Origin of the sequence: Blautia sp. AM23-13AC (genome assembly GCF_003435675.1) — a bacterium.
Lineage (GTDB): Bacteria > Bacillota > Clostridia > Lachnospirales > Lachnospiraceae > Fusicatenibacter > Fusicatenibacter saccharivorans.
Map to the genome: position 1 here is coordinate 126,093 of NZ_QTUL01000005.1, position 22,529 is coordinate 148,621.

The following is a 22,529-nucleotide window of genomic DNA, read 5'->3' on the forward strand; positions in this document are numbered from 1 at the left end:
AAAAATATTCACTGGAATATCGGAGGAAGGTGTGCTACAATGAGCGAAATACGAAGAAAGGCAGGTGGAAGAACATGGATTATCTGACAGAAAATGTGGCGGTCAATCTGAAACGGATCCGGCAGTCGAAAGGGATGAGTCTCGACCAGGTCTCAGAGCAGACCGGGGTCAGCAAGAGTATGCTCTCGCAGATCGAAAAGGGAACGGCGAACCCGTCGCTTGGCGTGCTCGGGAAGATTACGAGCGGCCTGCGGATTGAATTTCAGGAGCTGATTGCAACGCCGCTGGTGGATAGTTATCTTGTGACACCGGAGGATCTGGTTCCGACGAAAGAGCTGGAGGGGCAGTACACTGTGTGGACGTTCTTTCCGTATGAGGACACGCGGCTTGTGGAAATCTACCGCATCGACATCGAACCGGGCGGAACGTATGTGAGCGGCGGCCACGGAGAGAAAACAAGAGAGTACCTGGTGGTGACAGACGGCGTGATGACCGTGGAGTGCAATGGAAAAGAGCATGAGATCCACTTGAAGCAGGCATTCCGTTTCGAGACAGACCAGACCCACATCTACCGCAACAGAGGGACGGAGAAGACGAGCTGCATGTGTTTCTTTCTCGACTATCACTAAAAGCCGCAGAATAACAGGCTTTCTTTTTTTGAATGAACTGTTCAATATAATGGACAGAAGTCCACTGGAACATCAGAATAAAAAACAACGGATATGAAAAAAAATACGGTGGAAGACGAAAAAACATCAAAAAAGAATAGAAAAAGCGGGTGTTAAAGAAAAAGCAAAAATAAAAAACTTTTTTAAAAAAAGTAATTGACAAATATAGGGAGTGGTGCTATTGTATGGTTGTACAAAATAATAAACGAAAAACAAAGCAAAGACGCTTACCAACGAGTAGTCTTTGCTTTTTTGTTTTTTATTTAAAAAATCTTTTCAACGCTATGGGAGGATAACACTATGAGATTAAAAGACACAGGATTAACGGTTCAGGACATCAAAGACAAAGTAAACAAGTACATGATCGAGACCTACGAGCGTTTCGATTTCCTTGCAGAAACCGCAGAGGGGATGTACATGTACGACGAAAACGGAACGCCGTATCTTGACTTTTACGCAGGCATCGCCGTAAACAACGCCGGAAACAGAAACCCGAAAGTTGTTGCTGCAGCAAAAGAGCAGCTCGACGATATCATGCATACCTTCAACTATCCATACACCATCCCGCAGGCACTGCTTGCTGAGAAAGTCTGCGAGACCATCGGCATGGACAAGATCTTCTATCAGAACTCCGGTACCGAGGCGAACGAGGCCATGATCAAAATGGCAAGAAAGTACGGCATCGAGAAATACGGCCCGAACCGTTACCACATCGTAACCGCAAAGATGGGCTTCCATGGAAGAACCTTCGGTGCCATGTCTGCAACCGGTCAGCCGGGCAACGGATGCCAGGTTGGATTCGGACCGATGACCTACGGATTCTCCTACGCACCGTACAATGATCTGCAGGCCTTCAAAGATGCATGTACCGAAAACACCATCGCCATCATGGTTGAGCCGGTACAGGGCGAAGGTGGTGTTCATCCGGCAACGAAAGAGTTCATGCAGGGACTCCGGAAGTTCTGTGATGAGAACGACATGCTGCTTCTGATTGATGAAGTACAGACCGGCTGGTGCAGAACCGGTGCGGTAATGTCTTACATGAACTACGGCATCAAACCGGATATCGTATCCATGGCAAAAGGTCTTGGCGGCGGAATGCCGATTGGCGCAATCTGCGCAACAGCTGAAGTAGCAAAAGCCTTTACCCCGGGATCTCACGGAACTACCTTCGGCGGCCATCCAGTCAGCTGTGCAGCAGCACTGGCAGAAGTCAACGAACTGATCGACCGCGACCTTGCCGGAAATGCAAAGAAAGTCGGTGATTACTTCGCAGAAAAATTAGCAAAACTGCCGCATGTCAAAGAAGTCAGACATCAGGGACTGCTGGTCGGCGTAGAGTTTGATGATACCATCAGCGGCGTAGAAGTCAAACATGGCTGCCTTGACCGCCATCTGCTGATCACCGCCATCGGAGCGCACATCATTCGTCTGATCCCTCCGCTTATCGTAACCGAGGAGGACTGCGACAAGGCAGTTGCTATCATCGAAGAAACCGTAAAAGCTCTGGAAAAATAAAGAATTCTTATAGAAACAAAGAAAATCTCATAGCGTGAAAAGAACAGGACAAGGACGTCAAAAAGCAAAGAACCATGCTTCGCCCCTGTCCTGTTTTTCTTTTCATTCTGTGAATCGGAAACAACAGGTAAAACAGAGAAATTAAATGTGAGAGGAAAACGGTATGGGACATCTGGTTATCACAATCGGCTGCGAGTACGGAGCCAAAGGAAATGCCATCGGCAGGAAAATTGCGGAGGATCTCGGAATTAAGTTCTACGATCGCGATCTGGTGGATCAGATTATTGAAGAAGTCGGAATTCCGAAAGACATCATGAACCGTGTAGAAGAGGGCGGTACGATTGCCGGAAAAGGAGCCGAGGGCGATGTCCGTGGATCCTTCTCAAAATATGCGGACCTGACCGAGCGTGCGATTCATGTACAGAAGCAGATCATCCGGAAACTGGCAGAAAAAGAGGCCTGCGTCATCATCGGACGATCCGCGGATTACATCTTAAAGGACAGCAAAGATATCAAGCTCCTCCGGGCTTTTATCTATGCACCGGATGAGATCCGCATTCAGAATATCATGAAGAGCCACAGCCTTTCCGAGAGCGATGCAAAAATTCTGCTGCTCGAGAAGGACAAACGGTATCACAAGCGTCATCTGGCGCTGACCGGCAGCAACCGCGGAGACCGGCACAACCGAGACATTCTGATCAACAGTGCATTCCTTGGTGTGGAGGGCACAGCGGAATATCTCGAGGAACTGATTCAGAAGAAATACGGAAGCGGGGAGGAATAAGCCATGGAACAGAAAAAATCAGAATTTGACAAAGTATTAGGTGCATGGGATATTCTCGTCATCGCTTTCGGAGCCATGATCGGCTGGGGCTGGGTCGTATCCTCAGGAAGCTGGATTCAGAAGGGCGGCGTTGTCGGAGCTTCAATTGCGTTTGCGATCGGCGGTGTCATGATCTTCTTCATCGGACTGACTTACGCAGAACTGACTGCAGCGATGCCGCAGTGCGGCGGCGAGCACGTCTTCAGCTACAAGGCGATGGGCCCGAACGGTTCGTTCATCTGTACCTGGGCGATTATTTTAGGATATGTCAGTGTTACGTGTTTCGAGGCGTGCGCCTTCCCAACCATCATCACGTATCTGTGGCCGGGATTCCTGAAAGGCTATATGTACAGCGTGGCAGGATTTGATATCTATGCTTCCTGGGTAGCCGTAGCCGTTATTGTAGCGTTCCTCATCACACTGATCAATGTGCTGGGCGCAAAAACAGCAGCCGTTCTGCAGACGGTCCTTACCTGTATCATCGGCGGCGCTGGTATCCTTCTGATTGTGGCATCCGTGATCAACGGAGATTCCAGCAATCTGCAGGGACAGATGTTCGTCGGCGAGAGCACCGGAACGATGTTCCAGAACATCATCAAAGTTGCTGTTGTTACCCCGTTCTTCTTCATCGGCTTTGACGTTATCCCGCAGGCAGCAGAGGAAATCAACGTTCCGTTAAAGAAAATCGGTAAAATGATGATTCTCTCCGTTGTACTCGCTGTTGTTTTCTATTCCTGTGTTATCCTGGCTGTCGGCTATGTGCTGAACCCGTCCGAAATCCTGAGCTCGGAAGCAGGAACCGGACTTGTCACAGCAGATGCGATGGCGAAAGCGTTCGGTACAGCGGTTATGGCAAAAGTCATCATCGTCGGCGGTATGTGCGGTATCATCACATCCTGGAACTCCTTTATGATCGGCGGTTCCCGTGCCCTGTACTCTATGGCTGAATCCTACATGATTCCGCCGATGTTCGCAAAGCTTCATCCGCAGCACAAAACTCCGATCAACGCCCTGTTCCTGATCGGCGCGCTGACTATGCTGGCTCCGTTTGCAGGACGAGGCATGATGGTGTGGATCTGTGATGCAGGTAACTTTGGATGCTGTCTTGCCTACTGTATGGTATCTCTTTCCTTCCTGATCCTGCGGAAGAAAGAGCCGGATATGCCGCGTCCGTACCGTGTTCCGGCGTACAAATTTGTTGGAACGATGGCAGTTCTGATGTCCGGATGCATGGTGCTTGTTTACTGCATTCCTGGTTCCGGCGGAACGCTGGTATGGCAGGAGTGGCTGATGGTAGGCGGCTGGAGCCTCCTCGGTGTTGTATTCTTTGCAGTCTGCAAGTTCAAATATAAAGAGAAGTTCGGCAGTCTGATCGAGCTGATCTCCGACGAGGACGCAGCGTCCCTGATGCCGGAGGCAGACGATGCGGAACTCGACGTTGTTATCGATGCAGCGATCGACCGTGTCCTTGCCAAAATGGCTGGCTGAAGCTGAGATAGGATAAAACAAAGCGTGTCGGAAAGAAAAATTTTCGGCACGCTTTCTGAAAGAAAGGGGAAAAATAAGATGAATCCATTCGAATTTTCGATTCCACAGAATATTATTGTCGGAGCAGGAACGCTTGCCAAACTGCCGGAGTGTGCCAAGAAGATGGGCGGAACCCATGCGATGATTCTTTCCGGTCCTACCCTGAAAAAAATGGGCGTTGTGGACAAAGCAGCGGACAGCCTGAAAGCGGCAGGCATCGCAGCCGATATTTTCACAGATATTGAGGCGAATCCGTCTGTGACGACAGTAGAAAAAGCAACCGAGAGCTATCTTGCTTCCGGCGCAGACTTTCTCGTAGCACTCGGCGGCGGTTCTCCGATGGATGTAGCAAAGGCCGTCGGTGTGACGGCAAAATACGGCGGAAGCATTACGGAATACGAAGGCGCACACAAAGTGCCGGGAAAAATTGTCCCGCTGATTGCCATTCCGACGACTGCGGGAACCGGCTCCGAGGTGACCGCATTTTCCGTGATCACCGACCACAGCAGAGATTACAAGCTGACCGTATTCAGCTATGAACTTCTGCCGGAGTATGCCATTCTCGATCCGGAACTTTTAACTTCCGCTCCGGCATCCGTTGCGGCAGCGTGCGGTATTGATGCTTTTATCCATGCGGAGGAGGCTTATATTTCCACAGCCGCATCTCCGTTCTCCGATGCCATGGCAGAAAAAGCGATGGAATTGATCGGTAAAAATATCCGCCGTTTCGTGGCGCGCAGAACCGATCTCGAAGCCGCAGAGGCGATGCAGACCGGTTCGCTGTTTGCGGGTATTGCATTTTCCTACGCAAGACTTGGAAATGTCCATGCAATGAGTCATCCTGTGAGCGCCTTCTTCGATGTGCCGCACGGCGTGGCAAATGCCGTTCTGCTTCCGGTCATCGCAGAGTACAATGCACTGGCAGACCATGGAAGATATCTGAAGATCTACAACTACATCAGCGAAATCCCGGCATACGCCGATGAATTTGAGCCAATGATGCTGGTCGGCGCGATCCGCGAGCTGACCGCAGCCATCGGAATCCCGGCCAGCCTGACCGATGCGATCCGCCAGGCGGCAAAGGGAAAAGAAGTGACAGCAGAGGAGATCGAGAGCAAAATCGTGCCGATGGCGGTAGATGCGATGAAGAGCGGAAACATCGCCGTCAACCCGAGAGCGTCCCGTCAGCAGGACATCGAGGCGCTGTACCGGAAAGCACTGTAGGAGAGAAATCTAATATAGATATAGAAGAAACCGTAAAGGGCGATGCTGTGAAAAGTATGTACAGCATCGTCCTTTTTCTGCTTGTATTCCGAAAATATGTGCTGTAAAATAAATTTATCGTGCTGTTCTTACAAAACAGAGCAGCGAGGGGTGGATTTTTTTATTAAATCTTACTATTGGAGGAAGCAAAACATGGAAAATAATGTATTGCAGCAATTAAAAGAAAATATCGCAAAGGTCATGATCGGAAACGAGCGCACGATCGAGCTTGTCCTGACCTGCCTTGTTGCCAAAGGTCATATCCTGCTCGAGGATGTCCCAGGGACAGGAAAAACGGTCATGGCGAAATCCCTTGCGAAATCCGTCGAGGCAGAGTTCGGCCGCATCCAGTTCACACCGGACTTACTGCCGTCCGATGTTACCGGTCTCAATTATTTTGATGCCAAAAGCGGAGAGTTCGTCTTTTCGAAAGGCCCTGCCTTCTGCAACATTCTGCTTGCCGATGAGATCAACCGTGCAACGCCGAAGACGCAGAGCAGCCTTCTCGAGTGCATGGCTGAGCGCCAGATCACCGTGGACGGTGTGACACGGCCGCTCGAGGAGCCGTTCCTCGTCATCGCCACGCAGAACCCGCTCGAGACGCTCGGAACCTTCCCGCTGCCGGAGGCGCAGATGGACCGTTTTTTAATGAAACTTTCGATGGAAGCATTAAGCCCGGCGGAAGAGACGCAGATGATCGCCCGTTTCCTGACCGAGGAGCCGCTCGCCGAGCTGTCGTCTGTCTGCCCAAAAGAAGAAATCCGTACCCTGCAGGAGGCGTGTAAAGAAGTCTACCTGCATCCGGAACTGGTACAGTATCTCGTCCGCATCGTACAGGAGACGAGAGTCAACAGCAAGATTGCAAGCGGTGTGAGCCCGCGTGGAACACTCGCATTTTTACGTGCCGTACAGGGCCACGCGCTGGTGCAGGGACGAAACTACGTTGTGCCGGAGGACTTCAAGACCGTGGCTGTTCCGGTACTCGCACACCGTCTCACCATGCAGATCGGCGCAGACGACGGAAGAGCCGCAGAATCGGTGATCGAGGAAATTTTAAACCGCATCGATCTGCCGACCGAAAACTGGTCAGGAAGGTAACGGACTATGCTTCTTTTATTACTATTTGGAATGGCGCTTGCCTGGTTTCTGCAGAAAAAGCTGTACCAGAAAAACTGGCAGAAAAATCTGAAAATCCAGGTCAGCTTCCAGGATTCTGCGATCTATGAGGGCGAGGAGAGTACGTTAAAAGAGGTCGTCGTAAACGACAAACTGCTGCCGATTCCGGCACTCGAGCTTGGCATTTCGATGAGCCGCAATCTGGAATTCGACCGCGAGGCAAAAGCAAACGCGAGCATCACCGACCAGAGCTACAAACGCGATGTCTTTTCGTTCCTGTTTCATCAGCAGGTCACGAGAACACTGCCGTTTCAGGCGAAAAAACGAGGATTCTACGAGATCACCGGTGCGCATGCCGTAGCGTACGATCTTTTTTTCCGGGAGGGTCTTTACAGCGATTACCCGCAGCAGACACAGATGTACGTTTACCCGCGCCAGGTCGATACTGCACGGATTCAGATGATCTGCCGTGCCGTGTCGGGCATGGTTCTGTCACGGAATCGCCTGTACGAGGACCCGTTTGAATTTTCCGGTATCCGCGATTACCGGAAAGAAGACCCGATGAACCGCATCAACTGGAAATCGTCGGCACGGATGGGAGATCTGATGGTCAATCAGTTTGACGCGACGACGAGCGTGGAAGTTACGGTGCTTCTCGATATCGAGGACGCCAACATTCTGCGCGAGGAAGCGCAGGTCGAGGAGAGCATCCGCATCACGTCTTCGCTTGCGGCGCGGATGGTGAAAAACAAGATGAATCTGTGGGTGAAGAGCAATGCGAAAGATGAGGAGACCGGCGAGGAGCTGCGTGTCCATCTGGCAGCGGGCGCCGGAAAAACAGCGGAGCTGAACCGGAAACTGGCGTGCGTGCAGCTTGGGGGCAATCTCACAGGCAGCGCGGAGTTTCTGCACAAAGAGGCGGAAAAAGAGCTCACCGGCCACACCTACGTTGTCGTATCCAAAAACAGAACCGATGAGGTCCGTGAGGCGCTTCATCTGCTCTCCGGTGCGCAGAACCAGGTGCTGTGGGTGATTCCGTATCTGCCGGGCGAAGAAGTTCCGTCGGAGCAGAACCGTGCGTACACCGCAATCGGCTGGGAGGTGAAACCATGGAAATAAAAAAGACACCGGTACAGATCCCGCTGACCTGGCTTCATGTCTGGCTTTTATTCGCCGGCATCTATGGCTTTGCCGCCGGTTTTCTGGGGCTGACGGGAAGGGAGGCGCTGTATTTCTGCGCCATATCCTTATTGCTGCTGATTCCGGCCGCTGCAAGCTGGATTCTGATCCGGAAAACGAAAGCACTCTGGCAGTTTCTGCTTGGCGGAATTGCGGTCTGCGCGGTGACGTATCTGGCAGCGAAATTTTTCTGTTCCCTGTTCAGTGTGCAGGCGGCAGCGGTAATTGAAGCGGCTGCGGCGGCAAACGATGGAAAAAACAAGTTTGAGAACGGTATTTCTCCTGCATTTCTGGAGAGCCTTTCCGGCGTGATGACGGGTCTTATGGCCGCTGTGATTTTCCTGATCCGCGGCTATGTCAGAATCCGCAAAGGCCAGTTAAAGAAAGCAGCGCAGGAACTGCCGGCCGGCTCAATGCCGCTGGCGGATATGGAAGCGTGGGAGATCCCGACGCTCCTCGATGAGCCAAAGCCCCTTCATTTTCTCTGGTTTATGATACAGTATGTGATCGGTGTGCTGATGAAAATGCCGTTCTACTGGCATCTGATCTACTGGTTTTTCTTTGCAGATGTATTCCTGTGCTTCTTCTGCCAGTACCTCGACGGCATGCACGGGTTCATCCGTGACCATCAGAAAATCGCCAATCTCCCGGTGGAGACGATGCAGCGGACGGGAAAACTGATCCTGAAAATTGCAGTACTCCTTCTGGTACTGTTCGTGCTCCCATCGGCGCTCTACGGAAAGGATCCGATTGCGGAGGCGATCGCAGGATATGAGCCGAAAGAGCTGGAAAGCGATCTTACGATCGAAACACCGGAGGCCGAGGCGCCGCAGGGCATGGAGCAGGCCGATCTGTCCGATATGCTGGGGGACAAAGAGTACAAACCGATGCCGCAGTGGATCCAGAATCTTTTTACGGCGGTCATGTATCTTGTGATGGTTGCCGTCGGAATCGCGGTTCTGCGGGCGATTTACCAGAGCGTAAAAAATGCGGGAAAAGCCTTCTCAGAGGATGAGGAGGACGAAGTTCTCTTCCTGCATCAGGGAAACGACGAACGGGAAAATCTGCCGTGGCGGCGGGAAAAGAAAGAGGGCTATCTCTCCCCGAATATGCGTATCCGCCGGAAGTATAAAAAAACGATCAAAAAAGCCGGAAAATACCAGCCGACCGGAGCCGAAACCCCGGCGGAGCTGGAAGAGAGAAACGAGCTTTCCGGCGACGGCATGAGACGGCTGCACGACGGCTATGAAAAAGCCCGTTACAGCCGCGAGGGCTGCACAAAAGAAGAGGCGGAAGCGCTGCGGAACTGATTTAAAACCAGTTCCCGGCAGCAGTCCACAGCCAATAGAGAAAGCCGAGCAGCCAGCTTGCAAAGACACCGTACAGAATGACAGGTCCGGCGATGGTGAAAATTTTCGCACCGATGCCGAAGACCTGTCCTTCTTTTTTATATTCAATCGCAGGAGCTGCAACCGAGTTGGCAAAGCCGGTGATCGGGACGAGCGCACCGCAGCCGGCAAAGGTGACGATTTTCTGATAGATGTTGAGGCCGGTTAAAATCACACTGCTAAGGATCAGAATCAGCGAGCACCAGGAGCCGGCGTCATCTTTGCTGAGTGAGAACTGCGTTTTGCCGATATGGAGCAGAATCTGCCCCACGACACAGATCAGACCGCCGACGATAAAGGCTTTTGCCATATTGCAGAAGAGATTCTGCTTTGGCGTCACCTCTTTGACAAACTGTTCGTATTCTTTTTTTGCCCGTTCATTTTTTAAACTCTGCATCACATCTTACCTCCAGTTCTTATTGAAATCCACTTGCAAAATAATAGAGAGAGCCCGCGATTTTCCCTGCCGCCATGCAGAGAATTACAAACGGCAGTCCGCGCGTCAGTCCGATCCGGCGGCAGAGGATCGAAAACAGGTTGACGACTTCGCCGAGCGCGATGATCCAGCTTCCCAGATAAATGCCCGCAAAAAGCCAGAACACACCGGCCGTCCAGGAGGGCAGGGAAAACGAGAAGGTGCCAAGCGAGAAAAGATCGCCGAACAGCGCCCCGGCCATACAGCAGCATTCGTAAAAACGCAGGCTCTCTGCTGTCTTTGTGATGCCGGCGTACCGTGTCACGATGCCAAGGCCGATCACAAGCGCGACAAGGCCGCTCGCGATGAAAAAGCCAAGGCTAAGACCGGCTGTGATCAGCAGGATCTCTGGCAGGATTCGCATGAAAAGCCTCCTTTCCTTTACCGGAGCGGTCGTTCTGTTCGAGAATGGTCGTATCGATATCATCCTCGTAGACCCGCATTTCCACCTCGAGCGGCGTCGGGTCCTGCGTGAATTTCCGCCGTCCGAAATGGTTGAAATAGAGCACGACGCCAAGGCCGATGCCGATGGAATATGAAATTTCCAGCACCGAAAATCCGGGCGTCATCTGCGGGAGAAAACGGGTGTAAACATCCAAAAACAGCTCGCGGATGCCGATGTCGGTGTGGAAGGTCATAATGGAAAACGCAGTTCCGATAAACGTAAGGATGCCGACCAGAATCGTTTTGCACCAGCTGATCCAGGTGTTTTTCTGACGCGGATCCTCGTACGTTAAAATAAAATTCGGCTCGCCGATGTGGGTGACATCGACGTGCTCCTCGGCCTCCGTGACGAGGCGGACGAGGGTGGAGGCGGAGCAGACGTAGCGTCCGTATCCGTCATCGGGAAGATGCGCCACGCGGCGGACCTGATTGCGGGCAAGGACAGCGCCGTCTGAACAGGAAAGCTGCGCCACATCGCCGAGCGTCACGACGGGACTGGTGATTTTGATATTCCGCTCCGTCTGAAGATACAGCATTTCACTCATGAAAAACATTCCTCTAAAAGTTTCTGAAACAGGATTTTTGTGCTACAGCGTACAGAGTTCCCTAAAACAGGAAAATCATGCGTAAGAATGGAAAAAACGGAAATACTGAAGGTCAGAAATGGTAAGACGCAAAATAAGAAAACGGAGGAATTTGCCGATGAGACAGATGACAGGAAAGCAGAGCATCTCGTTTGCCAAAGCCGTCTATATCGAGGGCAGCGCGGCGATTGTAGGAGAAAAGGAAAAGGATGGACCGCTGGGCGAATACTTTTCGCACACGCTTTCGGACCCGATGTGCGGGCAGGAGAGCTGGGAGGAGGGCGAGAGTGAACTGCAGCTTGCCACCGCGAAGCTGGCAATGCAGAAAGCCAATGTGAGGCCAGAGCAGATCCGCATGATTTTTGCGGGCGATCTTCTGGCACAGTCAATCGCATCATCGTTCGGCCTGGTGGATCTGAACTGCCCGCTCTACGGCCTGTTCGGTGCCTGCTCGACGATGGGAGAGGCGCTTTCGCTTGGCGCGATGGCAGTCGCAGGAGGATACGGTGACCGGGTGCTGGCGGTGACATCGAGCCATTTTGGAACGGCGGAGAAGGAGTTCCGTTTTCCGCTCGCCTACGGAAACCAGCGCCCGCCGTCCGCGAGCTGGACGGTGACGGGAAGCGGCGCGTGTGTGCTTGGGAAAACGAAGAGCAGAGTGAAAATCACGGGCGCTACGACGGGAAAAATCATTGATTACGGGCTGAAAGACAACCAGAACATGGGCGCCTGCATGGCCCCCGCTGCGTGCGATACGATTGCACAGAACCTCGTCGATTTCAACCGGGAACCGGCCGATTACGACCGCATTGTGACGGGAGATCTCGGCGTTGTGGGGCGGGAAATTCTGCTGGAGCTGCTGAAGAAAAAAGGATACGATATCTCGGAACAGCACAGTGACTGCGGCATGCTGATCTTCGATCCGGCAAAACAGGACACCGGTGCGGGCGGAAGCGGCTGCGGCTGTGCGGCATCGGTGCTGGCGGAGTATCTGCTGCCGAAGCTGGAAAACGGAGAGTGGAAGAGGATTCTGTTTGTACCGACTGGTGCGCTGATGTCGAAGGTCAGCTTTCAGGAGGGCAGCAGCGTGCCTGGTATTGCACAGGCGGTTGTAATCGAGAGGGAGGAGGATGTGTAAAATGGGAACGTTCATGGAATATTTCAATGCCTTCTGGGTCGGCGGCCTCATTTGTGCCCTGTGCCAGATTCTGCTCGACCGCACGAAAATGCTGCCGGGAAGAATTATGGTAACGCTTGTGTGCACGGGCGCGGTGTTGAGCTTTCTGGGACTCTACGATCCATTTGCAGAATACGCCGGGGCAGGCGCGTCGGTGCCGCTGCTCGGGTTCGGGCATCTTTTGTTTCAGGGAGTAAAAGATGCCGTAAAAGAAAGCGGATTTTTAGGAGTGTTCCAGGGCGGATTAAAGGCGGGGGCTGTCGGAACATCAGCGGCGTTGATTTTCGCGTATCTTGCAAGCTGGATTTTCCAGCCGAAGATGAAAAAATAGCAGGTGAAAAATTGCGCAGAAGCAGGCGGACTGATATAATAAAGAAAAATGCCGCAGAAAAAAGCAGAATCGCAGCGGCAGGACGAATACAGAAAAAAGCGGGTGTTTTGCGGAAAAAACATCAAAACACCCGCGACAGGAAGAAAGGAAGTCTGCAATGAAGACAAGAGAAGAAGCGCTATCCTATGGCCTTTCCTTCCCGGACACATATCAGGAAGCACCGTTCCACGATGACAACTGGCAGCTCATCCGCGTGAAAGGAAGCAAAAAGGCATTTCTGTGGGTCTATGAAAAGGACGGAATCATTCAGCTGAATGTAAAAGCAAACCCGGAATGGCGGGACTACTGGCGCGATGCATTCGCGTCAGTTATCCCGGGATATCATCAGAACAAAGAACATTGGAACACGATTCTCCTCGACGGAACCGTACCCGATGACGCTGTGCGTACCATGATCGCCGAGAGCTACGACATCATCACGGACAGCCCGACCAAAAGAATCTATGAGGCGGTAAAGCAGATTCCGCGCGGAAAAGTGGCGACATACGGCCAGATAGCAGCGCTTGCAGGCGAGCCGAAGATGGCGCGTGCCGTGGGAAACGCCTTACATAAAAACACAGATCCGGAGCACATTCCATGCTACCGTGTGGTAAACTCCAAAGGCGAACTGGCCGCGGAATTTGTCTTCGGCGGCGCCGGGAAACAGGCGGATATGCTGGAGGCAGACGGCATTGTGCTGGAAAACGGCCGCGTCAATTTAAAGAAGTACGGCATCAACGTGGAAGAGATGCTGGCACAGCGGGAGCTGGAGCAAAACTGAAAAAATAGGATGCACAAAACAGCGAAAGACCGGAACGGCAGAGGAAAATGTCCGTTTCGGTCTTTCATTATGTTTGGCTTATAAAATTAGAAAATACAATTATTTCGCATTGAATACATACTTATCCATACGGTCAAATGCCTCTTTCACAAGCACATGCGGCAGTGCCAGATTCAGGCGGATCGCATACGGTCTGTGGAACGGCCGTCCGTCCTGCCAGATCACGCCGACAGCAACACCGGCTTTCAGCAGTGTATCCATATCGGTATCATGCTCCTTGCACCACTCCTCGCAGTCGAGGTACAGCATGTACGTTCCTTCTGGTTTGGAAAGCTTCACGCCCTTGAAATGCTCGAGAATGTAGTTGTACGCATAATCCGCATTCGATTTCAGCACTTCGCGCAGTTCATCCACCCACTGGTATCCCTCCGGACGGTAAGCGCCGATCAGCGCATGAACAGAGAGTACGTTCGGAGAATTGTAGTGAGAAAGGGACGAAGCCTTCTCCACACGGTCGCGCAGCATGCGGTTGTAGATGATGTGGTAGGAGCCTACAAGGCCAGCCAGGTTAAAGGTCTTGGACGGTGCATAAAGTGCGATGGTGCGCTCGCGTGCATCCTTCGAAACGGACTGCGTTGGGATATGTTTGAAGCCCGGCAGTGTCAGGTCAGACCAGATCTCATCGGAGATGACAACGCATTCATTTGCTTTGTAAATTTCCATCGCCTTTTCAATTTCCTCGCGCTCCCAGACACGGCCTGTCGGGTTGTGCGGAGAGCAGAAAATCGCGAAATGAATGTTGTGTTCTTTTAACTTGCGGTCCATATCGGCGTAGTCCATACGCCATACGCCGTTCTCATCCTGAACAAGATCGGAGAGAACGATATTGCGTCCGCAGTTCTCAAGAACACCGGTAAAACCGATGTATGTCGGGGAATGCAGAAGAATGGATTCGCCCGGGGATGTAAAAGCGGCAGCAGCCGAAGCAACACAGCCGAGCACGCCGTTCTCATAGCCGATCGCCTCACGCGGCAGATCTTCCACACCGTTGCGCTCTTTCTGCCAGCGGATGATGCTGTCAAAATATGCATCCGGCAGATTAAAGTAGCCAAAATGCGGTTCGTTGACTCTCGCGTGAATTGCTTCCTGAATGGTCGGAAGAGACGGGAAGTTCATGTCGGCCACCCACATCGGGATGCGGGAGAAGCCCTCTTTGACTTCCGCACCCGGAATCGGGATCTGATCGACAGCGATCGAATCGTGGCCGCTGCGGTTCATCAGAGATGTAAAATCGTATTTCATTGGTAAAAACCCTCCTTTGTGTTTGCTGTGCTCTCGAAGTAAAACCAAAAGCACATGGAAAACCGGATGCAGCTTCCTTTCCTCGCTGAAAGAAAAACCTGCAGCCGGCTGAATACAAATATTATAACACGGAGGGGAATTTTCGTAAACAAAAGAATGCTTTATTCGGCACCATTTATTCCGCGCCGATCCAGTTATCGCGGTTGATTGCTTCCGTGTGGCTGGTGCTTTCGTTCATGATTTTCTGCAGATCCGGCCGGTCATAGTTGACAATGCCCTTTCCGAGATATTCATGGCTGCCGCGCCGGAAGACGCTGACGACATCGCCTTTCTTAAAATCGCCTTCGACTGCCACGATGCCTTTGGGAAGCAGGCTCTTTGCCTGAACAGCAAGTGCTTCTGCGGCACCTTCATCGACGTAGAGATTGCCAGCACTCGGCGCATAGAATGCCATCCACTGCAGACGCGTTTTCATGTTGTGGCCGCTGGCGGTAAAGTACGTTCCTTTTGCGGTTCCTTTCACCGCACGCACAATGTTGTTTTCCTCCGCCGAGGAGCAGATCAGAACCGGAACACCGGCTCTTGTGGCAAGCGAAGCGGCGGAGAGCTTCGTTGTCATGCCTCCCGTTCCGTTGCCCGATCCCGCACCGCCTGCCGCAGCAGTGAGCTCCGGCGTGATCTCATTTACCACGTCGATATGGCGCGCATTCGGGTCACTCTTTGGATTGGCAGTGTAGAGCCCGTCGATATCGGTCAGCAGAATCAGAAGCGATGCATGCAGCATCGCAGCCACCTGGGCGGAGAGCGTGTCGTTGTCGCCGACCTTCAGCTCCTCAATCGCGATCGTATCGTTCTCATTGATGATCGGAATCGCACCGCGCCCGAGCAGGACGGAGAGGGAGCCGAAGATGTTTTTATAGCGGCGGCGGTCCTCAAAGTCACTGCGGTTCAAAAGAATCTGCGCACACGGAATCTGGTACGCCATCAGATTTTTCGTGTATTCCTCCATCAGAAGGCCCTGGCCGACAGCAGCGGCAGCCTGTTTATCGGCAATTTTCGTCGGCCGTTTTTTAAAGCCGAGACGGGAAAAGCCTGCGGCGATCGCACCGGAGGAAACGAGAATCACATGGTGGCCTGCCGTCTGCAGCGCGGCAAGCTGGGTCGTAATGTTCCGTATTTTTTCAGCATCCATGGTTCCGTCTGAGAGTGTCAGGGAGCTGGTGCCGACTTTCACAACTATCGTCTGTTTTTCCATCATGAAAACCTCAAATGTAAGAAATGATAAGAAACGTTGTTTACGGGTGACAAAACATCAATTACAGACACTTTAACACAGTACTGTGTGAGAGTCAAGAAGATGCGGAATGGTCGTTACATTTTTCGTGAAAGATCTGCAAAAAGATAGAAATTTGTTGCTGGAATTCTGAAAAAGTATGGTAGAATAGAAAACGAGAAAAAGGTGTGTGCAGAAATACATTTTTCCTGAAAAACAAAAGAAGCGGAAAGAAGTCCGGCACACGACGGAGGGAGTCAAAGATGGAGGAAAAAACAGAAGAAAGAGGCAGAGGCTGCATGACAACGCTGTGCTACATCGAAAAGGATGACAGCTATCTGATGATGCACCGCACGGTGAAAAAGAACGATGTCAACAAGGACAAGTGGATCGGCGTCGGCGGCCATGCGGAACTTGGCGAAAGCCCGGAGGAATGCCTGCTGCGTGAAGTAAAAGAGGAAACCGGCTACACGCTGACGAGCTGGCGTTTCCGCGGTCTCGTTACCTTTGTGACAGAGGCAGAAAACAGCAAAACGGTGGAGTACATGGAGTATATGTGTCTCTACACGGCAGACGGATTCACGGGAGAACCGACTGCATGTGATGAGGGCGAACTCGCCTGGGTGAAAAAAAAGGACGTCCTGCACCTGAATCTGTGGGAGGGAGACAAAATCTTTTTCCGCCTTCTGAATGAAGACGAGCCGTTTTTCTCCCTGAAGCTGCGGTATGTGGGCGACACGCTCGCAGAAGCGGTGCTGAACGGAAGACAGATGGAACTTTTTGAGGAGCGCTCAGGCGACGGCACGCCGACCGGAACCATCGTAGAGCGCGGCGTGGCGCACAGTGAGGGACGGTGTCACGGAACGGCACATATCTGGATTGCACGGGCGAATGAGAAGAGCGGCTGTGAGGTACTGCTGCAGAAAAGGAGTGCCTGGAAAGATTCGAATCCGGGCTGCTACGATATTTCAAGCGCCGGCCATCTTTCGGCGGGCGATACGTATTTGGAAGGGGCTCTGCGGGAAATCGGCGAGGAGCTCGGCATCCACGCAGAGGCAGAGGAGCTGAGGGATCTTGGCCTGCTGGAAAAAGTATCACACGGTGTTTTTTACGGAAAACCGTTCCACGATCATGAGGTCAGCGCCGTGTATCTTTACACGAAGCCGGTCGAGGCGGAAAAACTGCATCTACAGGAGTCGGAAGTAGAAGCAGTCCGCTGGATGGATCTCAAAGAGTGCCAGAAGGCGGTAAGAGAAGGAAGCATTCCCAACTGTATTGATATACGGGAACTGGAAATGATTGAAAAAGCGTGGTTCGCCGGAGAAAAAACAAAAGATGAGGCAGAAAAAGAGGCAGCAGCCACCGCTGAAAAATAAAAAGAAATGCATGAAAAAAGTCACCGGTTCGAAATAGAACATGGTGACTTTTTTGGATATCGCGTAAATGAAATTTGTTTTTTTATTTCGCTGCTGCCTTTGCCTGGCTAAACAGTCCGGATTTCTGAAGAGCCGGACGCAGTGCCATGTAGATGACAACGGAAGCGATGGTGGAAAGTACGGCGTTGATGGAAGTTGCCGCTACGTTCCAGCTTAAGGTAACCTCTGCTGCCGGTTTTCCAAGGAGAACCAGTTTGTAGAAGTAACCGATGAGCGGATCGAAGATCACATTGAACAGAAGTCCGCCGATGGCTGCAAGCAGTGCCCATTTGAAGATCTGTTTCTGATCGGTCTGCTCGTTGATTTTACCGATTTTGTGTGCGATCAGTCCTGCGATGAGGCCGATGCAGAATTTTAAGATGAAGGTCTTTGGTGCGTATACCACATAGACCGGATCGAGAAGATCTCCGATGGTCATGCCGATCGCACCGCCGATTCCGCCGTAAACACCGCCGAGAATCAGTGCACCGAGCACACAGACAGCGTTTCCGAAATGGATCGAGGTGGCATCTCCGCCTGGCAGCCAGATTTTGAACTGCAGGAAGGTGAAGACAACGTAGGAAAGGGCTGCAAAGACACCTGTCATTGCGATTTTCCAGACTTTTTCATTTTTCATAACAACTCACTCCTTTGGTATCTGGAACTTTCGTTCCTTGATTGCACCCTATTATAGGGAGTGGTGGCATGAAGAAAAAGTTCCAATTCCGGATTTTTTGACCAGACCAGTTATTTCCGGTACGATTTCATTTTTTCGTGTTCTTCTTTTAATTCTCTGTAGAGCTGCAGCGAATTCCACGCCTGGTTCTGCGTTGTGACGATGGCTTTGAGGGCGATCGGCGGCACTTTTTTCCGGCGCATTTCGGTGAGAAAAAGATCGAGTTTCCGCTCGGAAAAGCCGGCCATGACCATCATTGGTTCTTCAAATCCGGCGCCGTCATAGGCTTCGGGGGATTCTGCAAATGCTTTATTTCCGGCAAGAAATCCGATCGACTGGAGATACTGTTCCGGTTCCACAATGCGTACGCGGATACCGAGCTTTAAGAGAACCGGCTTTAAAAGCGCAGCTGTTTTCGTTCCTTTGATCTGATATAAGAGTACGGTTTCCATGAGAAAAATCCTTTCCACGGGCAGATTTCCGGATCAAATGCGCGGATGCCCAGAACTATGATATAAGAAATGTTTTGGAAAAACAATACTTTTATGGTATCATAGGAACGTACAATTCAGAACACGATAAATTTTGAGATAAAAGAGAAAGGAAACCAATAAAATGTGGATAGCAGATGGATGGAAAGATTATGAAGTGCTGGATACGTCCGGCGGAGAAAAACTGGAGCGGTGGGGAGATTACCTTCTGGTAAGACCAGACCCGCAGGTCATCTGGAACACGAAAAAAGAAAATCCGGGCTGGAAAAAGAAAAACGGTCATTATCACAGAAGCAGCAAGGGCGGCGGAGAATGGGAGTTTTTCCATCTGCCGGAGCAGTGGGAGATCAACTATAAAGACCTGACCTTCCGCCTGAAACCGTTCAGCTTCAAACATACCGGCCTTTTCCCGGAGCAGGCAACGAACTGGGACTGGTTCGGCGATCTGATCCGCCGTGCCAACCGCCCGATTAAAGTGCTGAACCTGTTCGCCTACACGGGAGGCGCAACGCTCGCAGCGGCCGCAGCAGGCGCAAGCGTCACACATGTCGATGCATCCAAAGGCATGGTCAACTGGGCAAAAGAGAACGCTGCCGTGTCCGGCCTTTCGGACAAGCCGATCCGCTGGCTTGTGGATGACTGCACCAAATTTGTCGAGCGCGAGATCCGCAGAGGCAACCACTACGACGCGATCATCATGGACCCGCCGTCCTACGGAAGAGGACCAAAGGGCGAGATCTGGAAAATCGAGGAGTCGATTCATCCGTTCATCAAGCTCTGCACGCAGCTCTTAAGCGATGACCCGCTGTTCTTCCTTGTGAATTCTTACACGACAGGACTTGCACCGGCTGTCCTGACGTACATGATTTCCCTGGAATTAAAACAGTACAAAGGCCACGTAGAAGCACAGGAAATCGGCCTTCCGGTCAAGTCGACCGGCCTTGTTCTGCCGTGCGGTGCATCGGGAAGATGGCAGTCTGACAACGTTTAAAACATCTTTTGGCAGCGGACGTATGTCCGTCATACGAAAAACATTTGGCTGAATTGCAGGGAATGAAGTATGAAACTGCAAAAAAGTGGGATAAAATGCCGAAAAGTGCATAAAACATGCAAGTTCTCCTTGACAGAAACTCATGATCTGGTAAAATGGTCTTTAGTTGAGCAAGAAACCTGAAAAACGGGTAAGGAAAGTACAAGGGAGGACATTTCATGAAACCGTATATCGAATGGACCAAAGAAGAATTAGTTGCCGAGAAAGCCAGACTGGAGCAGGAATTTGCAGAGGTAAAAGCAAAAGGCCTCAATCTGAATATTTCCAGAGGAAAACCTGCAGCAGCCCAGTTAGATCTCACGGAAGGAATGCTTACCGTTCTCTCGAAAAATGAAGACACCTTCGCAGAAGATGGAACCGACTGCCGGAACTACGGCGTGCTGACCGGTATTCCGGAAGCAAGAAAACTGATCGGAGATATCTGTGAGGTTCCGGCGGAAAACGTCATCGTTTACGGAAACGCCAGCCTTACCATTATGTTTGATACCGTAGCACGTTCGTTCCTGAAGGGCGTTGCAGGCTGCACTCCGTGGAACAAGCTGGACAAAGTAAAATTCCTCTGTCCGGTACCGGGCTATGACCGTCACTTCGGTGTAACTGAGTACTTCGGCGTTGAGATGATCAATGTTCCGATGACGCCGGAAGGACCGGACATGGACATGGTAGAAAAACTCGTTGCAGAAGATGACGCCATCAAGGGAATCTGGTGTGTACCGAAATACTCCAACCCGCAGGGCTACACCTACTCCGATGAGACCGTCAGAAGATTTGCAAACCTGAAACCGGCAGCCAAAGACTTCCGTATTTTCTGGGATAATGCATACATTATCCATCACCTGTATGATGACAGACAGGATCATCTGCTGAACATCATCGAGGAGTGCGAGAAAGCCGGAAATCCGGATATGGTCTATGAGTTCGTATCCACCTCGAAAGTAAGCTATCCGGGAGCCGGAATTGCAGCTCTCATTTCTTCTGAGGCAAACCTCAAAGAGGCACAGGAGTACATGAACTTCCAGATCATCGGTCATGATAAACTGAATCAGCTGCGCCATGTAAAATTCTTCCAGAACCTGGACGGCGTGATGAATCAGATGAAAAAGCATGCTGAGATCTTAAGACCGAAATTCGAGGCAATTCTGCAGGTAATGGATCAGGAGCTGAGCGGCCTTGGCATCGCTTCCTGGACAAAACCGAACGGCGGATACTTCATCTCCTTCGATGCGATGGAGGGATGCGCAAAGAAGATCGTTGCAAAAGCAAAAGAGGCCGGTCTTACCATGACAGGCGCGGGCGCAACGTATCCATATCACAACGATCCGCAGGATTCCAATATCCGTATCGCACCGTCCTTCCCGACACCGGAAGAGCTGGAAATCGCAGGTCAGGTATTCGTGCTGAGTGTCAAACTGGTCAGCGTGGATAAGATTCTGGAAAGCAAATAACAGATAAGTAAAAATACAAAAGCCGGATTCTCCCGGGGGACACAGTTTTTGTGAACTCTGGTGTGGGAGTTCCGGCTTTTTTCTATCAGAAAATTAAAAAGAAATTTTCTATGGGACAGAAAGGAAAAACATGAAAAAGAAAGTAATAGGAATTGCCGCAGGACTCATACTCCTTGCGGCCGCAGGCGGTTACGCGGGCGTGGGGCATTACTATGCATCCCACTTTTTCCCGAAAACCGCGATCAACGGACTGAACTGCGCAGGGCTGACCGCAGAGCAGGTCAAAGAGGAAATTCAGAAGCACATTGTGGATTATACACTCAGCATTACCGAGCGCGGTGGAAAAACAGAGACATTAAGCGGCACGGAGATCGGCCTCACGTATGTGGACGACCACGCGGTGGAAAAACTGCTGGAGTCCCAGAATACCCTTGCCTGGCCTGCGTTTTACTGGAAAGACAAGGAAAACCAGGTGGCGGCGGACTCTGTCTATGACAAAGAAATGGTGCAGGAAAAACTGCAGACGATGGAAGGGTTTCAGGAAGAACAGCAGGAAGCGCCGACGGATGCTTATCTGACGGATGACGGAACCTCGTACGTCATTGTGCCGGAAACAGAGGGCGCGCAGGTGGACTATGAGAAGGCGGAGCAGGCTGTCATCGAGGCGCTGGATGCCGGAGCGGCGAGCGTGGATCTGGAAGAAAAAGATGTTTACCGGAAACCGGACATTACGCAGGATGATGAAGCACTGAATGGGAAAATGGCGGAACTGAACCACCTGACAGCGGCGCGGATCACGTATGCAATCGGTGAAAACAGCTATGCCATAGACCGGGCGACCTTACAGAGCTGGCTCGTACAGGGGGAGGATGGAACCTACACGATTTCGCAGGACGAAGCGGCAGCTTTTGTGCGCCATATGGCGTATGAGACGGACACCTTCGGGCTGGCGCATACCTTCAAAACGAGTCTTGGCGCGACCATTAACCTGAATGCGGGCGGCGATTACGGCTGGTGCATCGACAAGGAGGAGACGACGCAGGCACTTCTGCAGGCGATCGAGGACGAAACACAGGGAAATCTCGATCCGGTTTACCTTTATACGGCAAATGACCGTTCGGCGAATGATATCGGAAATACATACGTCGAGGTGTGCATTTCCCAGCAGAAAATGTGGTGCTACAAGGATGGCGTTCTGGTGACGGAAACACCGGTCACAACGGGCAATCATGCGACGGGCTATGACACTCCGGCAGGCAGTGTCTGGGCGGTGGATGCGAAAAAAAGTGACTGTGATTTCAAGCTCTATCCGAGCCATGTCATGTTCTGGCTTCCGTTTAACGGCGACGTCGGAATCCACGATGCGAGCTGGCGTACCGAGTACGGCGGGGACATCTATCTGACGAACGGATCCCACGGATGTGTGAATACCCCATACACAGAAGCAGAAAAAGTGTTCAATGCTATTGAAATTGGTGACCCGGTTATCGTATACTATAGCCTGGATGATGTAACCGGGCCGCAGCCTACACAGAAAAACAGCCTGTAGGAAAAACGCTTAAG

Annotated in this window: 22 protein-coding genes; 15 read left to right on the top strand and 7 right to left on the bottom strand. The window is 51.6% G+C overall.

Annotated elements, in window-relative coordinates; genetic code table 11:
* Window positions 1-74 precede the first annotated feature (74 nt).
* The 8 genes from DW642_RS07980 (at window position 75) to DW642_RS08015 (ending at window position 9,404) form a co-directional block, all read left to right on the top strand.
* A complete protein-coding gene (locus DW642_RS07980) occupies window positions 75-629 on the top strand; it encodes a helix-turn-helix domain-containing protein (RefSeq protein WP_117509833.1) in 555 nt (184 codons plus the stop codon).
* 339 nt (window positions 630-968) lie between these two features.
* Window positions 969-2,186: an aspartate aminotransferase family protein gene (locus DW642_RS07985; protein ID WP_117509834.1), complete on the top strand. Its 1,218-nt coding sequence runs from the start codon at window positions 969-971 to the stop codon at window positions 2,184-2,186.
* A 163-nt stretch (window positions 2,187-2,349) separates the two neighbouring features.
* Window positions 2,350-2,970 (top strand): cytidylate kinase-like family protein, encoded by a 621-nt coding sequence (locus DW642_RS07990; RefSeq protein ID WP_117509835.1) that lies wholly within the window; start codon window positions 2,350-2,352, stop codon window positions 2,968-2,970.
* A 3-nt stretch (window positions 2,971-2,973) separates the two neighbouring features.
* Window positions 2,974-4,497 (top strand): APC family permease, encoded by a 1,524-nt coding sequence (locus DW642_RS07995; protein ID WP_055219995.1) that lies wholly within the window; start codon window positions 2,974-2,976, stop codon window positions 4,495-4,497.
* Between the two features lie 78 nt (window positions 4,498-4,575).
* Entirely contained in the window at window positions 4,576-5,760 is a 1,185-nt protein-coding gene (locus DW642_RS08000) for an iron-containing alcohol dehydrogenase family protein (protein ID WP_117509895.1), read from the top strand.
* Window positions 5,761-5,952: 192 nt separating this feature from the next.
* Entirely contained in the window at window positions 5,953-6,897 is a 945-nt protein-coding gene (locus DW642_RS08005) for an AAA family ATPase (protein ID WP_117509836.1), read from the top strand.
* Between the two features lie 6 nt (window positions 6,898-6,903).
* On the top strand, window positions 6,904-8,034 hold the full coding sequence (locus tag DW642_RS08010; protein WP_022461768.1) for a DUF58 domain-containing protein: 1,131 nt from the start codon (window positions 6,904-6,906) through the stop codon (window positions 8,032-8,034).
* On the top strand, window positions 8,025-9,404 hold the full coding sequence (locus DW642_RS08015) for a DUF4129 domain-containing protein (RefSeq protein ID WP_117509837.1): 1,380 nt from the start codon (window positions 8,025-8,027) through the stop codon (window positions 9,402-9,404). The genes DW642_RS08010 and DW642_RS08015 overlap by 10 nt, the downstream gene beginning before the upstream one ends.
* Window position 9,405: 1 nt before the next feature.
* Here DW642_RS08015 and spoVAC read toward each other — a convergent pair whose 3' ends face one another.
* The 3 genes from spoVAC to DW642_RS08030 are packed head-to-tail and all read right to left on the bottom strand — an operon-like array spanning window position 9,406 to window position 10,946.
* Window positions 9,406-9,879: a stage V sporulation protein AC gene (gene spoVAC / locus DW642_RS08020; protein ID WP_055219988.1), complete on the bottom strand. Its 474-nt coding sequence runs from the start codon at window positions 9,877-9,879 to the stop codon at window positions 9,406-9,408.
* A gap of 19 nt (window positions 9,880-9,898) precedes the next feature.
* Window positions 9,899-10,321: a stage V sporulation protein AB gene (locus DW642_RS08025; protein WP_055219986.1), complete on the bottom strand. Its 423-nt coding sequence runs from the start codon at window positions 10,319-10,321 to the stop codon at window positions 9,899-9,901.
* Window positions 10,278-10,946 carry a stage V sporulation protein AA gene (locus DW642_RS08030; protein ID WP_117509838.1) on the bottom strand — a complete coding sequence of 223 codons (669 nt, stop codon included), beginning with the start codon at window positions 10,944-10,946 and terminating at the stop codon, window positions 10,278-10,280. Before DW642_RS08030 ends, DW642_RS08025 begins: the two co-directional genes overlap by 44 nt.
* Window positions 10,947-11,103: 157 nt before the next feature.
* Here DW642_RS08030 and spoVAD point away from each other — a divergent pair, with 157 nt between their 5' ends.
* The 3 genes from spoVAD (at window position 11,104) to DW642_RS08045 (ending at window position 13,313) form a co-directional block, all read left to right on the top strand.
* The gene (gene spoVAD / locus DW642_RS08035) at window positions 11,104-12,123 is read left to right on the top strand and encodes a stage V sporulation protein AD (RefSeq protein WP_055219982.1); all 1,020 of its coding nucleotides are present in this window, start codon (window positions 11,104-11,106) and stop codon (window positions 12,121-12,123) included.
* A gap of 13 nt (window positions 12,124-12,136) precedes the next feature.
* Window positions 12,137-12,493, top strand: coding sequence for a SpoVA/SpoVAEb family sporulation membrane protein (locus DW642_RS08040; protein WP_117509897.1), 357 nt, complete (start codon window positions 12,137-12,139; stop codon window positions 12,491-12,493).
* 157 nt (window positions 12,494-12,650) lie between these two features.
* Window positions 12,651-13,313, top strand: a complete 663-nt coding sequence (locus DW642_RS08045) for a methylated-DNA--[protein]-cysteine S-methyltransferase (protein WP_055220159.1) — start codon at window positions 12,651-12,653, stop codon at window positions 13,311-13,313.
* 99 nt (window positions 13,314-13,412) lie between these two features.
* Here DW642_RS08045 and DW642_RS08050 read toward each other — a convergent pair whose 3' ends face one another.
* Together DW642_RS08050 and proB are read right to left on the bottom strand one after the other, a co-directional pair.
* Window positions 13,413-14,615: a MalY/PatB family protein gene (locus tag DW642_RS08050; RefSeq protein WP_055219980.1), complete on the bottom strand. Its 1,203-nt coding sequence runs from the start codon at window positions 14,613-14,615 to the stop codon at window positions 13,413-13,415.
* Between the two features lie 175 nt (window positions 14,616-14,790).
* A complete protein-coding gene (gene proB / locus DW642_RS08055) occupies window positions 14,791-15,873 on the bottom strand; it encodes a glutamate 5-kinase (protein WP_226906324.1) in 1,083 nt (360 codons plus the stop codon).
* Window positions 15,874-16,151: 278 nt separating this feature from the next.
* Here proB and DW642_RS08060 point away from each other — a divergent pair, with 278 nt between their 5' ends.
* Window positions 16,152-17,264 (top strand): NUDIX domain-containing protein, encoded by a 1,113-nt coding sequence (locus tag DW642_RS08060; protein WP_117509839.1) that lies wholly within the window; start codon window positions 16,152-16,154, stop codon window positions 17,262-17,264.
* Between the two features lie 82 nt (window positions 17,265-17,346).
* Here the strand turns inward: DW642_RS08060 and DW642_RS08065 are convergent, their stop codons facing one another.
* Window positions 17,347-17,940, bottom strand: a complete 594-nt coding sequence (locus tag DW642_RS08065; RefSeq protein WP_117509840.1) for an ECF transporter S component — start codon at window positions 17,938-17,940, stop codon at window positions 17,347-17,349.
* Window positions 17,941-18,050: 110 nt separating this feature from the next.
* A complete protein-coding gene (locus DW642_RS08070; RefSeq protein WP_022461780.1) occupies window positions 18,051-18,431 on the bottom strand; it encodes a DUF3783 domain-containing protein in 381 nt (126 codons plus the stop codon).
* Between the two features lie 163 nt (window positions 18,432-18,594).
* On the opposite strand from DW642_RS08070, the gene DW642_RS08075 reads away from it, so the two are divergent.
* The 3 genes from DW642_RS08075 (at window position 18,595) to DW642_RS08085 (ending at window position 22,515) form a co-directional block, all read left to right on the top strand.
* A complete protein-coding gene (locus tag DW642_RS08075; protein WP_022461781.1) occupies window positions 18,595-19,461 on the top strand; it encodes a class I SAM-dependent methyltransferase in 867 nt (288 codons plus the stop codon).
* Window positions 19,462-19,679: 218 nt separating this feature from the next.
* Complete coding sequence (locus DW642_RS08080; protein ID WP_022461783.1) at window positions 19,680-20,966, top strand: hypothetical protein; 1,287 nt, start codon at window positions 19,680-19,682, stop codon at window positions 20,964-20,966.
* A 130-nt stretch (window positions 20,967-21,096) separates the two neighbouring features.
* Complete coding sequence (locus DW642_RS08085) at window positions 21,097-22,515, top strand: L,D-transpeptidase family protein (protein WP_117509841.1); 1,419 nt, start codon at window positions 21,097-21,099, stop codon at window positions 22,513-22,515.
* Window positions 22,516-22,529: the final 14 nt, after the last annotated feature.

What these genes read in the sequence shown, in the direction of transcription:
- DW642_RS07980 (WP_117509833.1), top strand. Translation starts at nt 75, where the DNA reads ATGGATTATCTGACAGAAAATGTGGCGGTCAATCTGAAACGGATCCGG.
- DW642_RS07985 (WP_117509834.1), top strand. Translation starts at nt 969, where the DNA reads ATGAGATTAAAAGACACAGGATTAACGGTTCAGGACATCAAAGACAAA.
- DW642_RS07990 (WP_117509835.1), top strand. Translation starts at nt 2,350, where the DNA reads ATGGGACATCTGGTTATCACAATCGGCTGCGAGTACGGAGCCAAAGGA.
- DW642_RS07995 (WP_055219995.1), top strand. Translation starts at nt 2,974, where the DNA reads ATGGAACAGAAAAAATCAGAATTTGACAAAGTATTAGGTGCATGGGAT.
- DW642_RS08000 (WP_117509895.1), top strand. Translation starts at nt 4,576, where the DNA reads ATGAATCCATTCGAATTTTCGATTCCACAGAATATTATTGTCGGAGCA.
- DW642_RS08005 (WP_117509836.1), top strand. Translation starts at nt 5,953, where the DNA reads ATGGAAAATAATGTATTGCAGCAATTAAAAGAAAATATCGCAAAGGTC.
- DW642_RS08010 (WP_022461768.1), top strand. Translation starts at nt 6,904, where the DNA reads ATGCTTCTTTTATTACTATTTGGAATGGCGCTTGCCTGGTTTCTGCAG.
- DW642_RS08015 (WP_117509837.1), top strand. Translation starts at nt 8,025, where the DNA reads ATGGAAATAAAAAAGACACCGGTACAGATCCCGCTGACCTGGCTTCAT.
- spoVAC (WP_055219988.1), bottom strand. Translation starts at nt 9,879, where the DNA reads ATGCAGAGTTTAAAAAATGAACGGGCAAAAAAAGAATACGAACAGTTT.
- DW642_RS08025 (WP_055219986.1), bottom strand. Translation starts at nt 10,321, where the DNA reads ATGCGAATCCTGCCAGAGATCCTGCTGATCACAGCCGGTCTTAGCCTT.
- DW642_RS08030 (WP_117509838.1), bottom strand. Translation starts at nt 10,946, where the DNA reads ATGAGTGAAATGCTGTATCTTCAGACGGAGCGGAATATCAAAATCACC.
- spoVAD (WP_055219982.1), top strand. Translation starts at nt 11,104, where the DNA reads ATGAGACAGATGACAGGAAAGCAGAGCATCTCGTTTGCCAAAGCCGTC.
- DW642_RS08040 (WP_117509897.1), top strand. Translation starts at nt 12,137, where the DNA reads ATGGAATATTTCAATGCCTTCTGGGTCGGCGGCCTCATTTGTGCCCTG.
- DW642_RS08045 (WP_055220159.1), top strand. Translation starts at nt 12,651, where the DNA reads ATGAAGACAAGAGAAGAAGCGCTATCCTATGGCCTTTCCTTCCCGGAC.
- DW642_RS08050 (WP_055219980.1), bottom strand. Translation starts at nt 14,615, where the DNA reads ATGAAATACGATTTTACATCTCTGATGAACCGCAGCGGCCACGATTCG.
- proB (WP_226906324.1), bottom strand. Translation starts at nt 15,873, where the DNA reads ATGATGGAAAAACAGACGATAGTTGTGAAAGTCGGCACCAGCTCCCTG.
- DW642_RS08060 (WP_117509839.1), top strand. Translation starts at nt 16,152, where the DNA reads ATGGAGGAAAAAACAGAAGAAAGAGGCAGAGGCTGCATGACAACGCTG.
- DW642_RS08065 (WP_117509840.1), bottom strand. Translation starts at nt 17,940, where the DNA reads ATGAAAAATGAAAAAGTCTGGAAAATCGCAATGACAGGTGTCTTTGCA.
- DW642_RS08070 (WP_022461780.1), bottom strand. Translation starts at nt 18,431, where the DNA reads ATGGAAACCGTACTCTTATATCAGATCAAAGGAACGAAAACAGCTGCG.
- DW642_RS08075 (WP_022461781.1), top strand. Translation starts at nt 18,595, where the DNA reads ATGTGGATAGCAGATGGATGGAAAGATTATGAAGTGCTGGATACGTCC.
- DW642_RS08080 (WP_022461783.1), top strand. Translation starts at nt 19,680, where the DNA reads ATGAAACCGTATATCGAATGGACCAAAGAAGAATTAGTTGCCGAGAAA.
- DW642_RS08085 (WP_117509841.1), top strand. Translation starts at nt 21,097, where the DNA reads ATGAAAAAGAAAGTAATAGGAATTGCCGCAGGACTCATACTCCTTGCG.